Genomic DNA, 20,259 nt, shown 5'->3' with positions numbered 1-20,259 from the left:
CTGTATAACATTGCTGGAGGACCGAAGACGGACCGCGGGTTCCGCTATTGGTTGAAAAACAAAGTAGGGCAACCGCCGGTGTTCCTGAGTGATGTGAACCGCGAATACAACGAAAACCTGCTACGGAACCGCCTGGAAAACCTCGGTTTTTTCCAAGCCCAAGTAAAGTCAGACACCACGATAAAAAACAGAAAGGCGACAGTTACATACACCGCCAGTCCGCATATCATCTACCGAATCAATTCCGTGACATTTGATGTGGACAGCAGCGAACTGGGAAAAGCCATCAAAGCTACCGAGTCTGCCTCCCTCCTGCAAGCAGACAGGCCCTATAACCTGGATAACATCATTGCAGAGCGGGAGCGAATAGACAACGAGCTTAAAAACAAAGGCTATTACTATTTCAATCCGGATTATCTGATCATTGAGGTGGATAGCATGGGAGGCGACCATCATGTAGACCTTTACGTAATGTTAAAAGACGAAACCCCCGAAAAGGCAAAACGATCTTACTACATCAATGATATTTACATTTATCCAAACTACACCCTCAATGAACGTGGTTACCGACGTGCAAACCATCGCAATGCCGAGCTGTATAAAAACAGCTACTATTTCATCGATCCCGATGCCACGTTCCGGAAATTCTCGATAGCACGCACCATGTTTTTCAAACCCGGCGACCAGTACAACCGGAGAGACCACAACAGCACAATCAGCCAGCTCGTAGGGATGGGAGCATTCCGCTTTGTACGCAACGAATTTGTCGATGTGGAGGGCGAGCCAAACCAATTGGATGTTTATTACTACCTGACCCCCATGCCGAAAAAGGGGCTGCGATTGGAACTGCTCGGTAAAACGGCAGCGGTATACGACGGTTCGGAAATCAATGTCAACTGGCAACATCGCAATGCCTTCAGAAGTGCCGAACTACTCACTTTTACGGTGTACGGCGGTTTTGAAACACAGACAGGAGGTAACGTCAATCTTAATTCGAGTTTTTATCGTTATGGTATCGAGGCCAGTCTATCATTTCCGCGGATGATTGCCCCATTCAACTGGCAACCCACCCGGCGGTTCGTGCCACACACCGTATTCCGTACGGGCTATGAATATTTAAATAGGCGGACAGCTTATAGCCTAAACTCCATGCGCTTTTCTTTTGGGTACCTATGGAAGGAGAACATTGAAAAAGAACACGATTTAAAGGTACTTGAAGTCGGCTACGTTCAACCACGTAATATCACCGAGTCGTACCAAGCCATGCTGGATACCATCCCGCCCCTCCGCCATGCCATCGAGCCACAATTTACCTTTGGTCCACTCTACTATTTCACATACACCAACTCCATGAAGCCCGATCCGAAACATGGGATATACTTCCGCGGGGGCTTGGACCTTTCGGCCAATCTGTATGGTATCATCAGAGGTGCCAATGTGGACAAAGGTCGACAGTATCAAATCTTCAACGCCAACTTCTCACAATATATCAAGATCGAAGCAGACATACTGCATTACCTGCGACTGGGACCAAACGCGAAGCTGGCATCGCGTGCCATGGCCGGGTTCGGATACTCTTATGGCAACTCGCGTATGTTACCCTACGTGAAACAGTTTTTCTCAGGTGGTCCCAACGGACTTCGGGCCTTCCGGGCACGCACCGTAGGCCCCGGCTCCTATACCCCCGAGTTTTATGGTGAAGACAATTTTTTTGCCGACCAGACCGGTGACATTAAAATAGAACTCAATACCGAATACCGCGCCAAGTTGGCTAGCATTGTGCATTGGGCGGCATTTCTCGATGCCGGGAACATCTGGCTCCAACATACTGACAACGAAAAGCCGGGCGCCGCGTTTGGCAAGAATTTCGTCAACGAAATGGCGGTAGGCGCCGGATTGGGCCTACGGTTCGACTTCACGTTCCTTATTCTCCGTACCGACCTCGCCATGCCGTTGCGCATCCCTTATCGCCCCAAGGGCGAGCGGTGGGTCATGGATGAAATCAATTTCCGGGATCCCGATTGGCGACGGCGGAATCTAGTATTTAATCTTGCAATTGGGTATCCGTTTTAAACAGGCGGCCCATTTGCAAATCTACCAGATACTGATTACCTTGTCCGAACATGAACAACATACCTTCCTTTGGAGACCAAGTCATTGCATTCAATAAACAGCTCGAATTTACCGGCGATCTCCCCAATGGCTTTGCAGTCATCAATCCCTTTATTGAAAATCCGGAAACGATCCCCACGATGGAACGCTTCTACCATAAATTTTACGACGACGATAAAAAACGAAAGTTCATCATCGGCATCAATCCAAGCCGCCATGGCGCGGGAATAACGGGCGTCCCCTTTACGGACACCAAGCGTCTGAAAAATGTTTGCGGTATCGAAATGAAAACCGCCTATTCCCATGAACCCTCGTCCGTATATGTGTATGACGTCATTGAGCAGTATGGCGGAGCACGGGCCTTCTATAGCGACTTTTACATCAATTCGCCATTTCCATTGGCTATTACCCGCCACAATGAACACCACCGGTGGATCAATGCAAACTATTATGATGATCGGTCGCTATTCGAAGCGCTAAAACCTTTCATGGTATCAACATTGAAAAATCACCTTGCATTACCGATTGACGCGTCGAAGGTTTATGTCTTGGGGAAAAAGAATGCCGCCTTCCTGGCAAAGATCAACACCGAAGAACACCTTTTCGGTGAACTGGTCGTTCTGGAGCATCCCCGCTTTATTCAGCAATATAAATCACGTGAAAAAGCGGATTACCTTCTTAAGTACCTCAGCTTGTTATCCACATAAAGCGGATTCCCACGTTACGCTTCTTGTTCGTGTGCCCATTCTTCTTGCCTACGCGCTCCTTCGGGATTCCCTTCGAAATCGCGTGGGATGTTCGACGCCATCGTCACCGAAAACGGTGTGGTCTGCGGAATGAAGTCCTCATGATGGCCTGGCTTGCTGTAATCATACGGCCACCGGTGTACGGTGGGCAATTCGCCCGGCCAGTTGCCATGCAAGTGTTCCACTGGCGTGGTCCACTCCAGCGTATTTGCACGCCATGGGTTTTGGACGCTTCTCTTGCCGTAATACATCGAATGGATGAAGTTCCATAGGAAAGCTAACTGTGCCACACCGGCCAGGATTGCCGACCAGGTGATAAAAATATTCACGGGCAGCCAGTGTTCCATGAATTCGAATTCCGTAAATGCATAATACCTTCTGGGCACACCATCGATGCCCATGAAATGCATTGGAAAAAACACCAAATAGGCACAAACGAAGGTCACCCAAAAGTGAAGATACCCCAGTTTCTCATCCATCATCCGCCCGAACAACTTCGGAAACCAGTGATACGTACCGGCCAGCATCCCGAAAATAGCGGCACACCCCATCACCAAATGAAAATGGGCGACTACGAAATAGGTATCATGCAGGTGGATATCTATCGGAGCGTTCCCCACATAGAGTCCCGTGAGGCCTCCCGATATCAAAAACGATACAAACCCGACGGCAAATAGCATCGCCGGCGTAAAGTGGAGATTCCCCCGCCAGAGTGTAGCGGTATAGTTAAACACCTTAATGGCAGATGGCACCGCGATAATCAACGTCGTCATCATGAAAACACTACCAAGGAACGGGTTCATGCCCGACACGAACATGTGGTGCCCCCAAACCAGAAAGGAAAGCGTCAGGATACCGATCAGCGAATAAACCATCGCATGATAACCAAAAATCGGTTTACGGGCGTTGATCGAAATCACTTCAGATACAATGCCAAACGCAGGCAATATGGCAATGTAAACCTCAGGATGCCCTAAAAACCAAAACAAGTGTTCCCAAAGGATAACGCTTCCGCCCTCATTGGGCAGGATTTGCCCCTGGATAACCATATCGGCCAGATAAAAACTGGTGCCAAAGCTTCGGTCGAAAATGAGCAATACCAACCCGGCTACCAATACCGGAAACGACAAAAGCCCGACCACGGCAGTGAGGAACAATCCCCAAACGGTGAGCGGCATCCGCCAAAGATCCATACCCTTCGTACGCAGATTGAGCACGGTACTGATGTAATTCAGGGACCCCATCAGTGATGAAATGACAAAGAGGATAACACTGATTAGCCAAAGGGTCATCCCCATTCCCGATCCGGATATGGCTTTCGGCACGGCCGATAAGGGCGGGTATACCGTCCAACCCGCACTGGCCGGCCCGCTTTCCACAAAAAATGAGGCAATCAACACCACGCATGAGCAAAAGAAAAACCAATACGACAACATATTCAGGAAAGGCGACGCCATGTCGCGTGCACCGATTTGCAGCGGAATCAACAGGTTGCTGAACGTACCGCTAAGGCCGGCCGTCAGGACAAAAAAGACCATGATCGTACCATGTATCGTGACCAGCGCAAGGTAAAACTCTGGGTTCAGCCTCCCCCCTTCGGCCCACTTACCCAAAAAAACTTCCAGGATAGGGAATGATTTATCCGGCCATCCCAATTGGAGCCGGAACAGAATAGACAACAACAAGGCGAAGAAGGCCATAATAATAGCGGTAATCAGGAATTGTTTCGCAATGACCTTGTGATCCTGACTGAAAATGTACTTCGCAATAAAAGAATGCGGCCCGGAATGAACGTTTGTTTCCATAATGAATACCGTGTTTTAGAATAATTGCCGTCGTCCGGACGCGAAACAGGAAAATGGTTGAATCCAATCGGCGAACTGGACGACCTAAACCGGAAACTCCAATATAACAGGTGTCACTTATCCATGAAGAATACATTCGTACACAACGAATACCCAGATAACTGGCAAGCGATTGGGAGTCACCTCAATGGTAACACCAAAGGTAATAAAAGAGTTTTATATCTTTTATTAAAAATTTATATATTTAGCAAAAAAATAATTCATGGACATGTTGCTTATCCAACCGATGGCCGCCGCAGTCGCTTTCATCTGGATTGGCTTAATTTTGGGCATCAGCTTTCTCGAAGCATGGTTGAAGTTTAAAGCTCCGGGCGTAACTACCGCTATCGGCCTAAGTATCGGCCTAAGTATCGGCCGCCTCGTATTTCGTGCGGTAAACCGCTTAGAGTGGCTCCTTACCATATGGCTATCCGTATACTTGGTATTGCAACAGGCTCACTGGCTATCCACAGAGAACTTGGTGCTGTTCGCCATCATCACCCTATTGGTCTTGCAGACCACGTGGTTACTTCCCAAGCTCAACAAACGCGCTCAAAGGGTGATTAACAATCAACCGGTCAAATCATCAGGTTTGCACGTTATTTACATTACTGCCGAACTGATGAAGGTGATCCTATTGTTTAACCTCGGTCTATCGGTATTGAAGGATTTATAAAATATTCGCTATATTCGCTACCGTTCGATGAAAGGAATAGGAACCAAGTAACATAAAATTTATGAAGATAACCGTTGTAGGTGCCGGAGCAGTAGGTGCCACCACCGCAGACAATATTGTCCGCAGGGAACTCGCCGAAGAAGTGGTATTATTGGATATCAAAGAAGGATTGGCAGAAGGAAAAACACAGGATATGGCACAAACCGCCGCGCTATTGGGATTCGACACGAAGATTACCGGCGTGACCAACGACTATAGTAAAACCGCTGACTCGGCGGTAGCCGTCATCACTTCTGGCATCCCACGCAAACCGGGCATGACGCGCGAAGAATTGATTGGCACCAATGCAAACATCGTACGTGATGTAGCAGAAAACCTCCTAAAATACTCGCCAGATATTATTTTGGTGGTGGTTTCCAATCCAATGGATACCATGACATACTTAGCACTTAAAGCCACTGGCCTATCCAAACACCGTATCATTGGCATGGGTGGTACGCTTGACTCGTCGCGTTTCCGTTACCAGTTGAGCTTACGGTTAGGTGCTTCGCCGGCCGATCTCAATGCCATCGTGATTGGTGGCCATGGCGATACCACGATGATTCCGTTGATCAACCACGCCACGTGGAATAGCTTGCCTGTAACCCAGTTTTTATCAAAAGCCGAGCAGGAAGATATTGTTGCTAGCACCATGGTGGGCGGCGCCACGTTGACTAAGCTCATCGGCACATCGGCTTGGTATGCACCGGGTGCCGCCACGGCTGCGGTGGTGGAGAGCATCGTACGCGACCAAAAGAAACTCTTTACCGCTTCCGTTCACTTGGAAGGTGAGTACGGCCAAAGTGACATCAACCTTGGTGTGCCGGTCATATTGGGTAAAAGCGGTTGGGAACGTATTCTCGATCTTCCGTTGGACGACACCGAAAAGGCCGCCTTTGCGAAAAGTGCGGATGCGGTACGCAACATGAATAACGTACTAAAAGAAATCGGGGCACTTTAGCCGATGGTAACCGTCCCACTCACTTTATTGAATCTGCAGGATGATGGCTTCCACCTTTTGTTGGAAGTCATTGTTTTTGGACGTCCCTTCAAAGCCGTCTTGGACACGGGTGCCTCCAAAACCGTATTCGACAAAGCGACCGTCGAAAACCATCTCCCTAAAGACTTGGTATTGCGGCATACCGACATGGTATCGACCGGACTGGGGACCACATCGATGCAGAGTTTCATCCTAGGTATACCTGACTTGCAAATCGACGGTTTCCACCTTAAGAATCATGAAGTGGCCGTGCTCGACCTTTCTACTATCAACTTCGCGTACGAACAATTGGCTATCGATCCGGTCATTGGCGTTATAGGCGGTGATATCCTAACATGCTACGGTGGCGTAATCAATTATCGGAAATTGACACTGACACTACGTCAACGGAAAATCAGGGCACGACACCCCGTACCCCAGCAATAACCGCCGGCCAGTCCCTACTATTCAGCAACCACTTCCATCACGCCATGCATCGTTTCGCCCTGCCCCGGAAATGTGCATAAAAAAGGATAATTGCCTGGCTCGGAGGGAACAACGAATGTTAATTCAAAGCTGGTGTCCGGATTCACCAATGACGTCGCGAATAACACATCTTCCGTATCGGGGATGTATTGGCGCTGAAGCCCCCGCGGCCCGCGGGCCAACCGCTCGGCCGCATCACGGACCCGATCCAGCGCACCGGGCTTGACGATCACCAAATTATGTTGCATGTAATTCCGGTTGCTGAATACGATCGATACCGTTGAGCCTGCCCTCACCACGAAAGACGATTTATCATACAACAACCTCCCCGATTGCGCATGAAGTTGGATCACTTGATCTATCGCAATTGGTGTTTCATCCCCATGGGCAGGTTGCTCATCGGCCACCATAAGCCGATGGATAAACCCGTCGGATACCACACGGCCTGTCGGGCCGAAGCTTGCTTCATAGGCCTCGGAAAACACCGGGTAATGGACCCGGGCCAACAGCTCAAGCGCCTGGGCAAGCCACTTGTCGGTTGTATATGTGCTTCGGCTTGCCGCATAAAAAATGGCCTCGCCTATCTCCGCCGTACCCGCGGCGTCCATCAACGCCAGGCAGGCGGCCAATCGCACCCTATTATCCGGATCATCCAACACGCCAGAAGCCAGTATCGCGCTTGCGACAGCCGGGATCGTTACGGGTAGTGCCTGAACCGCTGCTTTCCGCACTCCCGGCGCCCTATGTTTCAGGGCGTCAGTTACGACATCCAGAATCTGTTGGTGATTGCCATCCAACAGCCCCAAACCAGACAATGCCCAAATAGCGTGCAGTGCCGCACCATTCGTATTGATTGCATCCACGGTATCTTGCGCAATCAGTTTGGTCAATGCTCCGGCAACACCAATCAATTGATGCTGGACGATGAGTCGTTGGGCGGTAAGGCGCCAGAACATATTATCGTTTTGCAAGGCCCGAACCAGTGATTCCGCATCATCGACAGCAATATGAGGCATCTCCCCCACTTTTCCACGCCCATGGACCAATCGGTAAACCCTACCCCGAAACAAATCGCGCCCCGGGGCCCGGGCTGCATCTTGTTCCTCCGGTGTGTGTTGAACCATCAGGTTATACCAATCCAATATCCAAAGAGCCCCATCGGGACCCACCTTGGCCGCCACCGGGCTAAACCAATCATCACGGCTAGCCAATATGTTTTTACCATCGTCCAATTCAACGAATCCCGAACCGTCGCGCCCCATGACATGTCGATGTACCAACCGCCCGGTAGGTTCACAGACAAATGCAATCGTATTCCAATATTCTTTCGGGAATGATCGTGCGGTATACAAATGATGCCCCGTGGCGGCCGTAAATCCGCCCTTTACATCGTTTTGACGCAACTTATCAACCAAGGGATGAATCTGATAATGTGCATCAATTTTCTCGGTCCCGCGCCCATTTACGTCCGCCGCGATAAAGTACCGATCGGGGATACCCAAAAACACACTATGCGCGTTATTCGTGCACGACGCGAAAACGTCGAACTCCTCTGAGAAGCCCAGTCCCCACGTATTGTTCGACATCGGAAAGAGGTACTCGAAGCCATGCACTCCCCCACGGACGTCGGCATCGAAACGGAAAATCCCTTGCCCAAACGAAACCGTGTCACCCTCGATGATACCATCAAAACCCGAGTACCCAACCGCTCCCCATAATTTATTGTCGATACCGTATTGAAGGTTGGAAGGCCCCGCATGTGTATCAAATACACCCCACCCCGCCATCACCACTTCCCTGGTATCTGCCACGTCATCGCCGTCCAGATCTTTCAGAAATAAAAAATGAGGAGCCTGCGCGACCAGCACGCCGCCATGCGTAAATGTAAACGATGTGGGTATTGTTAAGTGATCGGCAAAGACCGTGAATCGATCTGCCTTTCCATCATTATCGGTATCCGTACAGATCAGTATCCGGTCATCGCCAGTGCCCTCTCGGCCACTTATTGAGTTGGGATAGGCCACGGTTTCAATAATCCAGAGCCTTCCCCGTTCATCCCAGTCCATTGCAATAGGCTTGCCGATATCCGGCTCACTTGCAAACAATTCAAGTCTGAATCCTTGGGGAACCTGCGCCAGCTCCATGGAAGCAGCGGGCGATTTCGGCTTCGGTAAACGATGCACCGTATCCGTTTGGAGCGGATCCAGCGACTTAACGCCACCAAAAGCCTTCAACTGCCCCAAGCAAAGCAGGCCAAGCAGCCCAACCTTCCATATCGTGCGAATACCGACGTAGTTATGGGTTTTCCGAAGGTATCCGTTCAAAATAGAACACCCCTTTCTTATTAGCAACGACAATGTCCAGAAGACCATCACCATTCATATCCTCAACAACATTGTTTAGCCCCACGCCCGAGTCCTCATCAATAATATGCAACACCCATTCGGGGCGCTCTCCCGCTTTACCGGCAATAAACTCCAGCCAGAAAATAGTCGGTGGGAAAGATTCGCCGGGATCATGGCCCTGATGGGCGAAATAGCGCATGCCACTCAACAAGTCGAGGTCGCCATCGCCGTCAAGGTCAACCATTGACAAGGCATGGGTTTGCGAATAATCGCTATTGATTTCACGGAGTTTCCAAGTCGTCCTTCCGGCGGGATCACGCCCCTGCTCGTACCACCACATGCCGTAGCGATGTGCAGCCGAACTAACGACATCGGCATAGCCATCGCCGTTCACATCCATCACATACATCTGGGCACAATCCAGTCCAAGATCCGCTGGATGGAACACCCAATCCGGCTGTTTAGGGTCCGCCGGCGCTTCCCACCAGCCCTGTTTGATGACCACATCTTCCCTTCCGTCACCATTGATATCGCCAAAGCCAAGGCCATGCGAAAAGATAGCCGTACCCGGCATGTCTTTTCCACTGATCACATATCGAGTCCATGTGGTATCGCCCTTTTCTTTGGGGCAACGGAACCAAACCATTTCGCCGGTGTTCGGATCACCGCATAAGATATCTTCACGGCCGTCGCCATCGACATCTACAAAAGCAGGAGACTCGTTACTTGCAGCTTCTGCGATGACATGTTGCTTCCAATAACCATCCGCCGTGCCCGGATTTTTATACCACCACACTTGCTTGCCCGGGAAATCCACACGGATGTAATCGATCCAGCCATCTTGGTCCACATCGATCGTGAAATTCAACATCGAGTTACTATAACCTGTCGTGCCATCAAATACCTGCTCTTCAAGATAGATATCGTGCGAACGTTTCCATTCCGGTCCTTCAAACCACTTCGCCCCGGCAATAATATCGATGTGGCCATCCTTATTGACATCAGCGACCGCCACCCCTTCGGAAATGAATTCGGTGATCAGCGTGTGTTTTTTAAATGCGATGGTCTGCCCCGGGTCTCGCTCCTGAGCACCACCGCCGATACAGCCGCTTATCGTCGCACCCGACAAGCCAAGAGACAATAGAAAAATAGATCCAACACCGTACATAACCATCTTATTATTTTTTTGAATCCACTATTCGCCGGGCCACGAAATCTGCCAGTCCGGGCAACTTGGCATCCTTCGCCAATTCGGTTGCTCGGTTGGCATCAATACCTGCCAAAGGTTCCAACGCATACCATACCATGAGCGGTATATTGTGGTCATCGGCATCTTCTTCATGTAAACTAAGGCCCTTTACAATATCCCACCGTTGTTCCGGAGCCATGCGTTGCACTGCGGAAGCCAAGTATAGCCTTACCAGTGCCGACGTGTCGCGTTTGGCGAGCGTCTCGAAACGGCGACGTGCATCGTCAGACACATCCTTACCTTCTGCAATCAATTGGATTGCCCAGCTACGCACATACTCATCGTCGTGATCCAGTAAATCCAATCCCTGTTGGTCCGAAATTCCATCGGTAACGTGCAGTGCCCACAGGGCGCGCAACTTGCGGGTCACGTCGGGATTCTCATTGAAAATTTTCCACAAGGCGGTATGCACTTCGCTATTGCCGCCCCTTTCCTGTAATAGGCGGCGGCTGTGCATGACGTAAAACTCGTTCTCGTTCAACTGGTTTTGCACCAATTCCATATCCGTCTGTTTCGAAAGGTCCACCTGTACCCATTTATCCTTTTCGTGGCTAATCTTGAATATCCGTCCCAAGGTTTTGTCGTGCACATCCGGATTCGGGCTATGGCACTGGTTTTTGTCGTACCAATCGTGCACAAATACCGACCCACTCGGCGTAATCCGGAAATTAATCCACTGCGACCAAAAATCATTGGTATTAATGAAATCTTTACCATGGCTCGCCGTATAGCCGGACCCATTGCGCTTGGTAATATCCATGTTCATCCGGAAACCGTTGATGTTATTCATGAAGATCGCATTCCTGTCGAGGCCCCAATGCTTGTTGCCCAGATAAAACATGGCGCCGGCATGTGCGTGCCCGCCACCGGCCGCTGCCGACCGGAAGTTGCCGGCATGAGGCCCTTGGTCGCCCAACCAATGCACATGGTCAGCAATGGTCTTTATGTCGTCGTAAGTATAGGGATTGAAGTGTTCACCTCCTTGCCGGTGGTACCTTGCGCCTTGGATCATATGGAATAGATGGGGAATGACGCATACGGTGGCAAACGCATGGCCATAGTCGTTGAAGTCGAGTCCCCAGGGATTGCTCGTTCCATGTGCGAAGACCTCAAATTCGTGGCGCGTAGGGTGGTAACGCCATACACCTGCATTAATCGGGGTCCGCTCTTCGTCAGAAGCGCCCGGTTTCCCGACATTGGAATGTGTAAACACGCCATGATTACCATAAAGCCAACCGTCTGGCCCCCATTTAAACGTGTTGAGCGTTTCGTGCGTATCCTCGTAACCCCACCCATCGAGTAAAATCTGGGGCTCACCGGCAGGTGCATCTTTTTCTTTATCTATGGGGATGTAAAGCAAGTACGGTGCGGCACCTACCCATACACCACCGAACCCAATTTCGATACCACTAACCATATTGAGGCCCTCGATGAATACTTTGCGGCTATCGAGTGTCCCATCGCCATCGGTATCTTCAAAAATCAGGATACGGTCTCGTCCCTCCCCTTCAGGCGCACGAACGGGATACGTATGTGCTTCTACTACCCACAACCGACCACGATCATCTTGCGTAAAAGCTATCGGACGCACAATATCGGGTTCGGATGCGGCCAATGTCACCTTGAATCCATTGGGAGCTTCCATCACCTTAGCTGCCTCTTCGCCCGAAAGGCCGGCGTTGGGAACGAAATCGCGGGGTGGGAGGATAACCACATCATTTGGCCGTAACTCATTCGCATAGGTAGGCCGCTCTTCATGGAATCGGAAATCATCGAACGAGATGTGTGCCCAATGGTTATCGCCGATATACGCTATTTCAGGCACCGTTCCGGTCTCTTCATCTACCAAGCGGATGTAGATTTCTTTTCCCTGTTGCCCTTCGAGATCAACCACTACTGGGCGGAATGCCACGTGCGCGGGGTCACTCGCATTATCCTCATTGATATGGCCCGATATGGTGAAAAAAACCGAGTCGGTAGCGGCATCCACCAGCTCCACGCGGAGGCCGGCAAGCGCACCGCCCGTCACTTTAAACGACGCCCATGGGCGTGTCACTTCAAACGTTGCGGAGGTAAGGGTACCTGTGGCTTGGTAATTCAACGTTCCGCCGCTGCTTACATAATAGTCGCCCGATTGTTTCAATACGGCACTGTCCGGATACCAAGGTGCCGGATCGAATGTAACCGCCTTCGGACCGAATGCGTTACCACTTGCTTGCCAATCGGCCAAGCTGCCGCGTTCGAAACCAAAATTAAGCGGCCGCCCGTCTTTACGGGGCGAGATGCCCCAGTTGTCGCTAACAGGCGTTTCGAAATTCTCGACGATTTTAAAGTGACCGCGCATTACCTGCTCATGGCCCGGGAGTGTGCAGTAATACTCGTCGTCAAACTCGGCAATGAAAACAACGCTTGTCGTATCGCCTTCTTCCAACATCGTCTCGCTTTGCCTTTCATACTTTTCCAATAGGATATCGTGTGCCATCAGCTCACCGTTCACCAATGAAATCTTCACTCGCTCGCCCTTTTTCGCACGGAGTACGGGGTTTCTCCTGCCGTCGATGTCGCCACCAACACCCGTGTAGCCAATCATCTTGGCGTTTAGCACATATTCGCGGTCAATTTGGTTTGCATCCGAACCGGGATCGCCGGCACATGAAGCGCCAACAAGGGATCCCATCACACAGCAGCATAAAAAAAGAGGAGATAAGCGAAATCGCATGGTTAAATCGGTTATTTTTTAGTTAATGTTATTAGTCAATCATCAAAACTCGGTAATCGTCACATCCCGGAGTTGGATCTTTGCCGCACCCCCACCGTGGAGCTGCACGGCCATAATGCCTTTGGTCGGGATATCGGCGTCGGCTTCGATATAGTCACATGTTTTCACTCCGTTGATGTAGAGTTCATGATGGTTTCCCCGCACCCGAACGATATAGCTATTCCATCCATCCTCATGGAGGATACGGCGCAAAACGCTTAAATCTCCAGCAACCAATAGTTCCCGGCGATGCTCATCATAAATATCGCCCCAATGCCCGTTCCCGATATCCGCCTGATAGCCCACGATGTCGTCATTTGCCACATATGAGCGGTACTGGATGCCGCTGTTGATGAAACCCGTGGCGTGGTCGCCCGAAAGGCGGAACAAACACCTGAATTCAAAATCGCCGTATTCGCGTTCCGTCCGCAAATAAGTATTCTTCGGAATATTACTGCGGCCATCGCCCCCGGTAATACAACTATCTTCCACCGACCAAAAATGGGCGTCCGCAGGGTCGATAGGCTGCCAACCCGTTAACGTGGCTCCGTCAAACAACACGACTGTCGGGTGGGATTGCGCACATGCGGCCGAAAGATACAGCAACATAACGACTGTTGCCTTACAAGCATATACATAGCTCATACTGGGTATGCTTTAGGATATAATAAAACCAACTAGAACAAAGATACCCCCTTCAACGAGCGCTAACTACGCATCTGCTATCTTATCCTAACTGTTTTTTATCCTTAATTAGTTGTCTGCCGGACACTATATGTCGTAATTCAGTTATATCCAACCGTATTACTCAACGTGCCGATCGGATTTATGGTGATATCCACTCGGTCACCTATATGCAAGGTAAAATCGCTCGGCGGCACCAAGGAGGTCCCGGTCATCAGGAAGCAACCTCTGGCGAAACTACATTCGCGGTAGAGGTAACCTACCAGTTCCTCCAATGGTCTTTTAATACGGTTAATCTTCACTGCATCGTGAAACATAACTCGGTTATGGCGTATGATGTCCATTTCGATAGCTGTCTCCGTATCCATCGGTGTGGGCGGCACAAATAAGCAAGGACCCAATGCTGCACTGCGATCATATACTTTTGCTTGGGGCAGGTACAGTGCATTTTCACCTTCGATACTACGTGAACTCATGTCGTTACCTACCGTATACCCCTGTATGTTGCCCTGTGCATTAATATAGAGTGTCAATTCGGGTTCGGGGACATTCCACGCCGAATCCCTACGGATGCTTACCTCTTGTCCATGGCCTGCCACCCGCTGGGGAAGTGCTTTAAAAAATAACTCGGGTCGTTCGGCATGGTAAACGCGGTCATATAGATCGGCGCCACCGGTCCCACTGGATTCTTCCATGCGAGCTTCCATGCTTCTGAAATAGGTTACTCCCGCCGCCCACACCTCTTGGCAACCAATAGGTGGCAACAACTCACCGCCTATCCACGATTCAGCTTCGCTTTCACCGATGAGGGGCTTAACGGACGCCACATTATTGAGATAACCATAAAGCCCGTCACGGTTAACCAAATTATCCCAGTCTTCCTCCAATAGACGATATGCCTCGCCATCATTCAATAAAACACCTCGTAAAAGCTTATATAACTTCATATTTTTGCCCATAGGTTTATACCGTAGGCAGTAAAGTTATATAGTTTTTATGAATGTAGGCCATCAAAAAACCAAAAACCGGGTCGAAGCCTACCCCTGCTTTATTTGAATTCAATATCGAGCCATTTCCCGGCGAGATCACCATTGATGTCTAGCTTCACATTTCCATCGGAAATTTTGTACTTTACATTGGATTCAGCGTTTGTCAACGTTATTTTTGCAAAACCCGCTGGCACCGGCAATACGATTTCACCCTGTGCCGTCACCCGCAACCGATACTTCTTTAAATCGGCAGCGAGTGGCGCATATGTAATATCCATGGGAATGTCACTAAATTGGTAGGCCGTACCGTCCACAACAATGCCCGTACACTCCCTGCCGTTGAACGCTATTAGCCTACCATCGTGACCTGTGCGGAACGCCATATTCATTTTTCCATTGTAGGTAATCGTATGGCCATTTATTTTCAAGTTGTGGATAGCCAGTTTATCCGATGGCAGTGGGTTCACCGCCAATGCCTTCGCATCGGCCTCCGCATCTCTTGAAAACCCACCTTCCCAATTTTCGCGGTGTGTACGATAATGTTTCACAATGGCTGTCGTTCCATTGGGAAACTTCGTCGCGAAGAAATCCGTCGTCCGCGACACGTAGGTGGGATTATCATTCTCCGGAAACTTGCCAGTTGAAGGGTATGAATTTGCCGCGCTGAGTACCTCAAATAACGTACGAGCCTCATAACCCAAGCTTGCCGATTGGTCATCTCGCGGTCGGAATCCTAAGTAGTACGCGGTTCCCTTTCCTTTTTTCAGCTTCGTCCCCACTACCGTATCTTCTACCTTGGCTACCACTTCTACCGCCGATGAGTTTACGGTAACAGGGTATATGCGGTCGACCAGAAAATCGGTGAGGATAAGCTGGGTGGGTACTGTTGAGAAACTATTTTCAAACACCACTTTCTTGCCACTCGCTATTTCACCGAGGTACTCGTCGGTATCGTAGGTTACGCCAAACAATGATTGCCATTTTTCCGAACAGTACAGCCCTTTACTATCGATAAGTGGTGGCATACTGCACCATATCGCGTTACCGCCGTTTTCAACAAACTGCCCCATCATATCCAGCAGTCCTGCCTCAGGAAGTGGTTCAAATAGGGCAATAACGGTCGAATACGTTTTGTTGGCAACTTGTATGCGCCCATCGGGAAGCACCTTTCCCATTTCGAGCAGCTTATCAGCTGTGAGGTAATTTGCATAACCATATTGGGTCATCCAGCTCCCGAAACGTTCTTCCACAGCAACCAGGTTCATTGGGTAAAGAATCAACACTTCAATATCACGATGGACATTATCCGTCATCAATTTCATGGGCTGCGAAGGCTGTGCCCCAAAAGCATCATTGAGCATATTCTTCCAATGCAGTGCTTCCTGTGGGAACCCCCATGCTGCGGCATAGGCATTCGGATATTTATTGATTACACCGATGGACGTACCCATGGCAGCACCATAATAGTTCCGGTCGCCCCACCCACATTCCGCAAAGTCGTTCCCGGTAGGTTGCAGGTATTCGCCCCATTTAAAATAGTCGTAGCAGGCCGCGGCCGCCTGGTGTACCGTATTACCCCACACAAAATTTGAGGTATATTCGTACTTATATGCATTCTGATGGAGCTTCTCGGTATCCCACAAATCAATCGTTGGGCTTTCCGCCCATGATGCGTGCGCACTGGTCGGCATCTCCCTGCCAAATAATTCTTCCGCATAATCTTTGGCATCTTTGAACAGGTCCACCACTCCATGATTAAGCATCTTATAGTACCGGTCGCGCAGCAAATAGGTACGGTGAATGTCTTCAGGGCTCTCTCCCATTACATACTGGACATTCTTTACCGCTAACGCATTGGCTTGGTAATAAGGGGCTCCATACACAAAATAGAGCATGTATTTATCATCCAATGCCTCGCCATATTTCTGCTTGTATTGATCAGAAAACCCCTCGGTCAAGAACCGTGTATTGAATTGCCCGCCCTCATGATGGGAAAAATATGCCCAGTCTTGCTGTATATGCATCTCATCCGAATAGAAAGACGTCAAATTCACACCGCTTTCCTTATATTTTTTGATAAGGTTTTGCAGAAAGCCTGGCGCTTCCTCGCTGAAATAATCCATTTCGGGCGTCTCGTATTCCAGTAATACCATCACGCGGTCATACCCTGCTAGCTGCTGCGGACCATCATAATAAACCCTTAGGTTCCGCACCGGGTAAATCATATCCTCCGGATCATTCTGTATCCCATACAAACCTCCTCCTACATCAACCGTATCCCCGGCTTCGTACTTAATACCTTTTATCTCGATGATATCATCGGGATTTACCGCAATATGGCTGGAAGACTTCACCGGCCTCTCTTTGAAAGCATAAGCCTTTATGCCTTTCAATCCAACCCGAAACTTGCCCTTATTATTGGTCCAGAAAAGTTGTTGCCAAACCGACAGGCTAAACTTACCATCGGAAGGATTACGTAACCCTACTTTATAACCGAGCCACCTTCCCGATTCGTCAGTTTGGTTCTTATAGGCCGGCCCCAATTCCAACGGACTAAGCAAGCTCAAACAGATGCCCATACCATACTGCTTCGCAAAATCACTAATGAATTTTATCTTTTCTACATATTCATCCATATCCGGCGTCAAGCGTCGCTCCGTTCCGGCTTGGGGGCGATATTGCCTGAAAAACTCGTCAAATGCGATGGTTAGTTCTTTATGCCCGTTCCGTTGTCCCGATTCGCACACTTCGCGCAAACTCCGCATCGATCGGGTATGGCCCAACGACATATCGATTTTTTTGTCAGGGTCCATCAAATCTCGGAGCTGTTGGTCGCTGGTCAGGATGATCACTTCCGGTTTAGCCAGTTGAAACGAGCTAAAAAACACCAGACTGAGTGCAACGGCTCTGCATAGTATCTTGTTCATTTTCACCATTTTTTTGATTACAGTTGGATTATTTGATGATGATTTCGTACTTGCCCGACCCAAGCTTGATACAGGTGTCCGGGCCGATCTGTTCTATTCCTTGTACTAAACTGCTCTTCGAAACCGGTTTTCCGTTTATATAAACCCCATCCAACGATGGCGATTCCAAATGGAAATAGGCCGTGGTGTTGACCGGTATTTCGAGGGTATGGTATTTTTCCCGGCCTGAATAATCCCACGTAGACCGAATCATTCCAGCAATGGCGTGATAACTTCCACTTACCCTGCTCAGCTCAATATCGGGGCTGGGGATCTCTGGTTTAATCAAAAACGTGCTAAAGCCCCTTTCTATCGGCTTTATACCCACCATATTTTCAAAAAACCATTCATTTACCGCACCAAACGCATAATGGCTAAACGAGTTCATCTGTGCATTGTGAACGAAACCCACCCCTTTGATGTAGCTATCCCACCGTTCCCATATCGAAGTGGCGCCATTCACCACTTCATATCCCAATGAGGGATATTCCGTGCTGGTAATCAATTTATATGCCTTATCAACGGAGCCTGTTTTCGACAGTGCGGGCAACAAAGGTTTAAACCCTAAAAAGCCCGTAGTTAGCTTATCGTCATTTTGTTCCACCAACGTGCGCAAGAAGTTGCCTGCCCGCAGCAGGTCCTGCTCATCCAGCAGTTGCATATAGATGGCATTTGCGTAAGCGGTCTGGGTGTGGCCTGCAAACCCGATGTGACCATCCACATAGCCCTCGCCATCCCCGTAAAAGGCAGCATCGACTTTAAATCGCTGGTCTTCCATGTAATGGTCCATAATAGCATCTTTAATGGATGCGGCGAGCGTCCTATAGGTCGAAGCCCGTTCGGTTTCCTGTATCGCGGCGCACATCTCTTCCATTAAGCGCGCGCAGTGGAAATAATACATCGCCGCCAACAAATCAGGACTGGTTTTATTGCCCACCGATAACCAATCGCCAAAGCCGCCTTTGGGGCTCACATCTTCAAAGCTCCCTTCACGGATGAGGCCGTTACCATCCGCTCTGGTTTTCAGGAAATCCATGAATTTGACCATATAAGGCAAAGACGATCGCACAATCCGGGTATCATTGTACGCATTGAAAATTTCGTAAGTGCAGATAATCCCGGCTTCCGACCAGCCGGGTGAAAATGTGTCGGACGCCCGGATGGCCGCCTTGCCGGTAGTGGCATTCACCGGCATGGGGGCATATACCGGGAATGCTCCGTTCGGCCATTGCGAATCGTTCAAGTCCTGGATCCATTTCTTGTGGAACACCGCAATATCGTTGTTATAAGTTGCCGAGCGGATATAGACTTGTGCATCTGCTGTCCAGCCCAGCCGCTCGTCGCGTTGTGGGCAATCGGTCGGCACATCGAGGTAATTAGCCCGTTGGGTCCACACAATGTTACTGTAAATCTGATTCAATATATCATTGTCTGTTTCCAGGTGCCCTACCGTTTCCAGATCGGAGCTCATGACCAGCCCCATCAGGAAATCCTTACCCGGTTCTTCCTTCAATCCGGATACCTCTACAAACTGGAACCCGTGGAATGTGAAGCCCGGGCTCCACACCTCTTCTTCCCCATCTCCCCGCATCACATACGTGTCCGTTGCCCGCGCGCTTCGCAAATTCTCGGTTACCAGGGTACCATCGGGATGCAACATTTCGCCGTATCGGAATACCAAGGTATCGTTTGGCTGCCCCTTCAACTTCAATCGGATGATACCGGCGAAGTTCTGGCCGAAATCGATGATATATTTACCATTGGCTAACCGATTAATTGTTTTTACGGGCAGTTCTTCGATTATCCTTACGGGGTGGCTGGGATAGAGTTGCAATGCACGGTTTCGCTTGTCAGCAAACACCTGTACGCGATTCCAATTGCTATCGTCAAATCCTACCATGTTCCACCCGGCCTGTTCTTCCGTTGCATCATAGGTTTCGCCTTGCAAGAAGTCTGCCTCACGGATAGCCCCTATCGAGGCTTTCCAGTCGGCACCCGTAGAGACAACCTGCCGGCTGCCATCCTCGAAGGTGAGTTCTACCTGTGCCTTCAGCAACGGCACCTCACCATAAAACCCACGTACCTGCTCGGTGCCAACCAGTACGGCGTACCCAAGGTACCCGGCATACCAGCCATCGGCGAGTATGGCGCCGAACACATTGGTACCCGTTTTTATATGTTCCGTAACATCATATACATGGTAGTATACCCGCTTGTTGTAGTCCGTCCACCCCGAAGCGAAATAATCGTCGCCTATTTTGCTGCCATTCACATAAAATTCATGTAGGCCAAGTGAGCTGATGTAGAGCCTGGCCGACCGAACCTGCTTAGTAACGGCTGTTTCCTTACGTAAATAAGGAGAAGGTGGCAAATGGTATTTCCCTGG

The 20,259-nt window shown here is 49.7% G+C and carries 13 protein-coding genes; 5 read left to right on the top strand and 8 right to left on the bottom strand.

The genetic code is table 11. From position 1 onward, the window contains the following. Window positions 1–2,073: translocation and assembly module lipoprotein TamL (gene tamL, locus ACO1NT_RS02640; RefSeq protein WP_449046847.1), on the top strand; the 2,073-nt coding region annotated here is incomplete at its 5' end. Between the two features lie 50 nt (window positions 2,074–2,123). Next, window positions 2,124–2,819, top strand: a complete 696-nt coding sequence (locus ACO1NT_RS02635; protein WP_449046846.1) for an SMUG2 DNA glycosylase family protein — start codon at window positions 2,124–2,126, stop codon at window positions 2,817–2,819. A gap of 14 nt (window positions 2,820–2,833) precedes the next feature. Here ACO1NT_RS02635 and ACO1NT_RS02630 read toward each other — a convergent pair whose 3' ends face one another. Further along, a complete protein-coding gene (locus tag ACO1NT_RS02630) occupies window positions 2,834–4,663 on the bottom strand; it encodes a cytochrome c oxidase subunit I (protein ID WP_449046845.1) in 1,830 nt (609 codons plus the stop codon). A gap of 262 nt (window positions 4,664–4,925) precedes the next feature. On the opposite strand from ACO1NT_RS02630, the gene ACO1NT_RS02625 reads away from it, so the two are divergent. From ACO1NT_RS02625 to ACO1NT_RS02615, 3 genes are all read left to right on the top strand, one after another. After that, the gene (locus ACO1NT_RS02625) at window positions 4,926–5,378 is read left to right on the top strand and encodes a hypothetical protein (protein ID WP_449046844.1); all 453 of its coding nucleotides are present in this window, start codon (window positions 4,926–4,928) and stop codon (window positions 5,376–5,378) included. A gap of 61 nt (window positions 5,379–5,439) precedes the next feature. Next, a complete protein-coding gene (locus tag ACO1NT_RS02620; protein ID WP_449046843.1) occupies window positions 5,440–6,378 on the top strand; it encodes a malate dehydrogenase in 939 nt (312 codons plus the stop codon). A gap of 3 nt (window positions 6,379–6,381) precedes the next feature. Next, entirely contained in the window at window positions 6,382–6,843 is a 462-nt protein-coding gene (locus tag ACO1NT_RS02615; protein ID WP_449046842.1) for an aspartyl protease family protein, read from the top strand. A gap of 17 nt (window positions 6,844–6,860) precedes the next feature. Here ACO1NT_RS02615 and ACO1NT_RS02610 read toward each other — a convergent pair whose 3' ends face one another. The 7 genes from ACO1NT_RS02610 to ACO1NT_RS02580 all read right to left on the bottom strand — a co-directional run. Continuing rightward, window positions 6,861–9,206, bottom strand: a complete 2,346-nt coding sequence (locus tag ACO1NT_RS02610; RefSeq protein WP_449046841.1) for a PVC-type heme-binding CxxCH protein — start codon at window positions 9,204–9,206, stop codon at window positions 6,861–6,863. Further along, complete coding sequence (locus ACO1NT_RS02605) at window positions 9,178–10,395, bottom strand: FG-GAP repeat domain-containing protein (RefSeq protein WP_449046840.1); 1,218 nt, start codon at window positions 10,393–10,395, stop codon at window positions 9,178–9,180. The genes ACO1NT_RS02610 and ACO1NT_RS02605 overlap by 29 nt, the downstream gene beginning before the upstream one ends. Window positions 10,396–10,405: 10 nt before the next feature. After that, the gene (locus ACO1NT_RS02600; RefSeq protein WP_449046839.1) at window positions 10,406–13,153 is read right to left on the bottom strand and encodes a PVC-type heme-binding CxxCH protein; all 2,748 of its coding nucleotides are present in this window, start codon (window positions 13,151–13,153) and stop codon (window positions 10,406–10,408) included. Between the two features lie 84 nt (window positions 13,154–13,237). Beyond that, window positions 13,238–13,843, bottom strand: coding sequence for a 3-keto-disaccharide hydrolase (locus ACO1NT_RS02595; RefSeq protein WP_449046838.1), 606 nt, complete (start codon window positions 13,841–13,843; stop codon window positions 13,238–13,240). A 176-nt stretch (window positions 13,844–14,019) separates the two neighbouring features. Then, complete coding sequence (locus tag ACO1NT_RS02590) at window positions 14,020–14,865, bottom strand: fumarylacetoacetate hydrolase family protein (RefSeq protein WP_449046837.1); 846 nt, start codon at window positions 14,863–14,865, stop codon at window positions 14,020–14,022. A gap of 101 nt (window positions 14,866–14,966) precedes the next feature. Continuing rightward, window positions 14,967–17,834 carry a hypothetical protein gene (locus ACO1NT_RS02585; RefSeq protein WP_449046836.1) on the bottom strand — a complete coding sequence of 956 codons (2,868 nt, stop codon included), beginning with the start codon at window positions 17,832–17,834 and terminating at the stop codon, window positions 14,967–14,969. A gap of 28 nt (window positions 17,835–17,862) precedes the next feature. Then, window positions 17,863–20,259, bottom strand: a 2,397-nt coding sequence (locus ACO1NT_RS02580; protein WP_449046835.1) for a family 78 glycoside hydrolase catalytic domain, incomplete at its 5' end; no start/stop codon positions are given.

This window comes from Parapedobacter sp. (assembly GCF_053550995.1).
The sequence above is the reverse complement of the archived record's forward strand: the minus strand, read 5'-3'. Positions and strand labels throughout refer to the sequence as shown.

Coding starts and splice junctions, on each gene's coding strand:
- ACO1NT_RS02595 (WP_449046838.1), bottom strand. CDS start 13,843: ATGTTGCTGTATCTTTCGGCCGCATGTGCGCAATCCCACCCGACAGTC.
- ACO1NT_RS02600 (WP_449046839.1), bottom strand. CDS start 13,153: ATGGGATCCCTTGTTGGCGCTTCATGTGCCGGCGATCCCGGTTCGGAT.
- ACO1NT_RS02625 (WP_449046844.1), top strand. CDS start 4,926: ATGGACATGTTGCTTATCCAACCGATGGCCGCCGCAGTCGCTTTCATC.
- ACO1NT_RS02590 (WP_449046837.1), bottom strand. CDS start 14,865: ATGAAGTTATATAAGCTTTTACGAGGTGTTTTATTGAATGATGGCGAG.
- ACO1NT_RS02615 (WP_449046842.1), top strand. CDS start 6,382: ATGGTAACCGTCCCACTCACTTTATTGAATCTGCAGGATGATGGCTTC.
- ACO1NT_RS02620 (WP_449046843.1), top strand. CDS start 5,440: ATGAAGATAACCGTTGTAGGTGCCGGAGCAGTAGGTGCCACCACCGCA.
- ACO1NT_RS02605 (WP_449046840.1), bottom strand. CDS start 10,395: ATGTACGGTGTTGGATCTATTTTTCTATTGTCTCTTGGCTTGTCGGGT.
- ACO1NT_RS02635 (WP_449046846.1), top strand. CDS start 2,124: ATGAACAACATACCTTCCTTTGGAGACCAAGTCATTGCATTCAATAAA.
- ACO1NT_RS02585 (WP_449046836.1), bottom strand. CDS start 17,834: ATGAACAAGATACTATGCAGAGCCGTTGCACTCAGTCTGGTGTTTTTT.
- ACO1NT_RS02630 (WP_449046845.1), bottom strand. CDS start 4,663: ATGGAAACAAACGTTCATTCCGGGCCGCATTCTTTTATTGCGAAGTAC.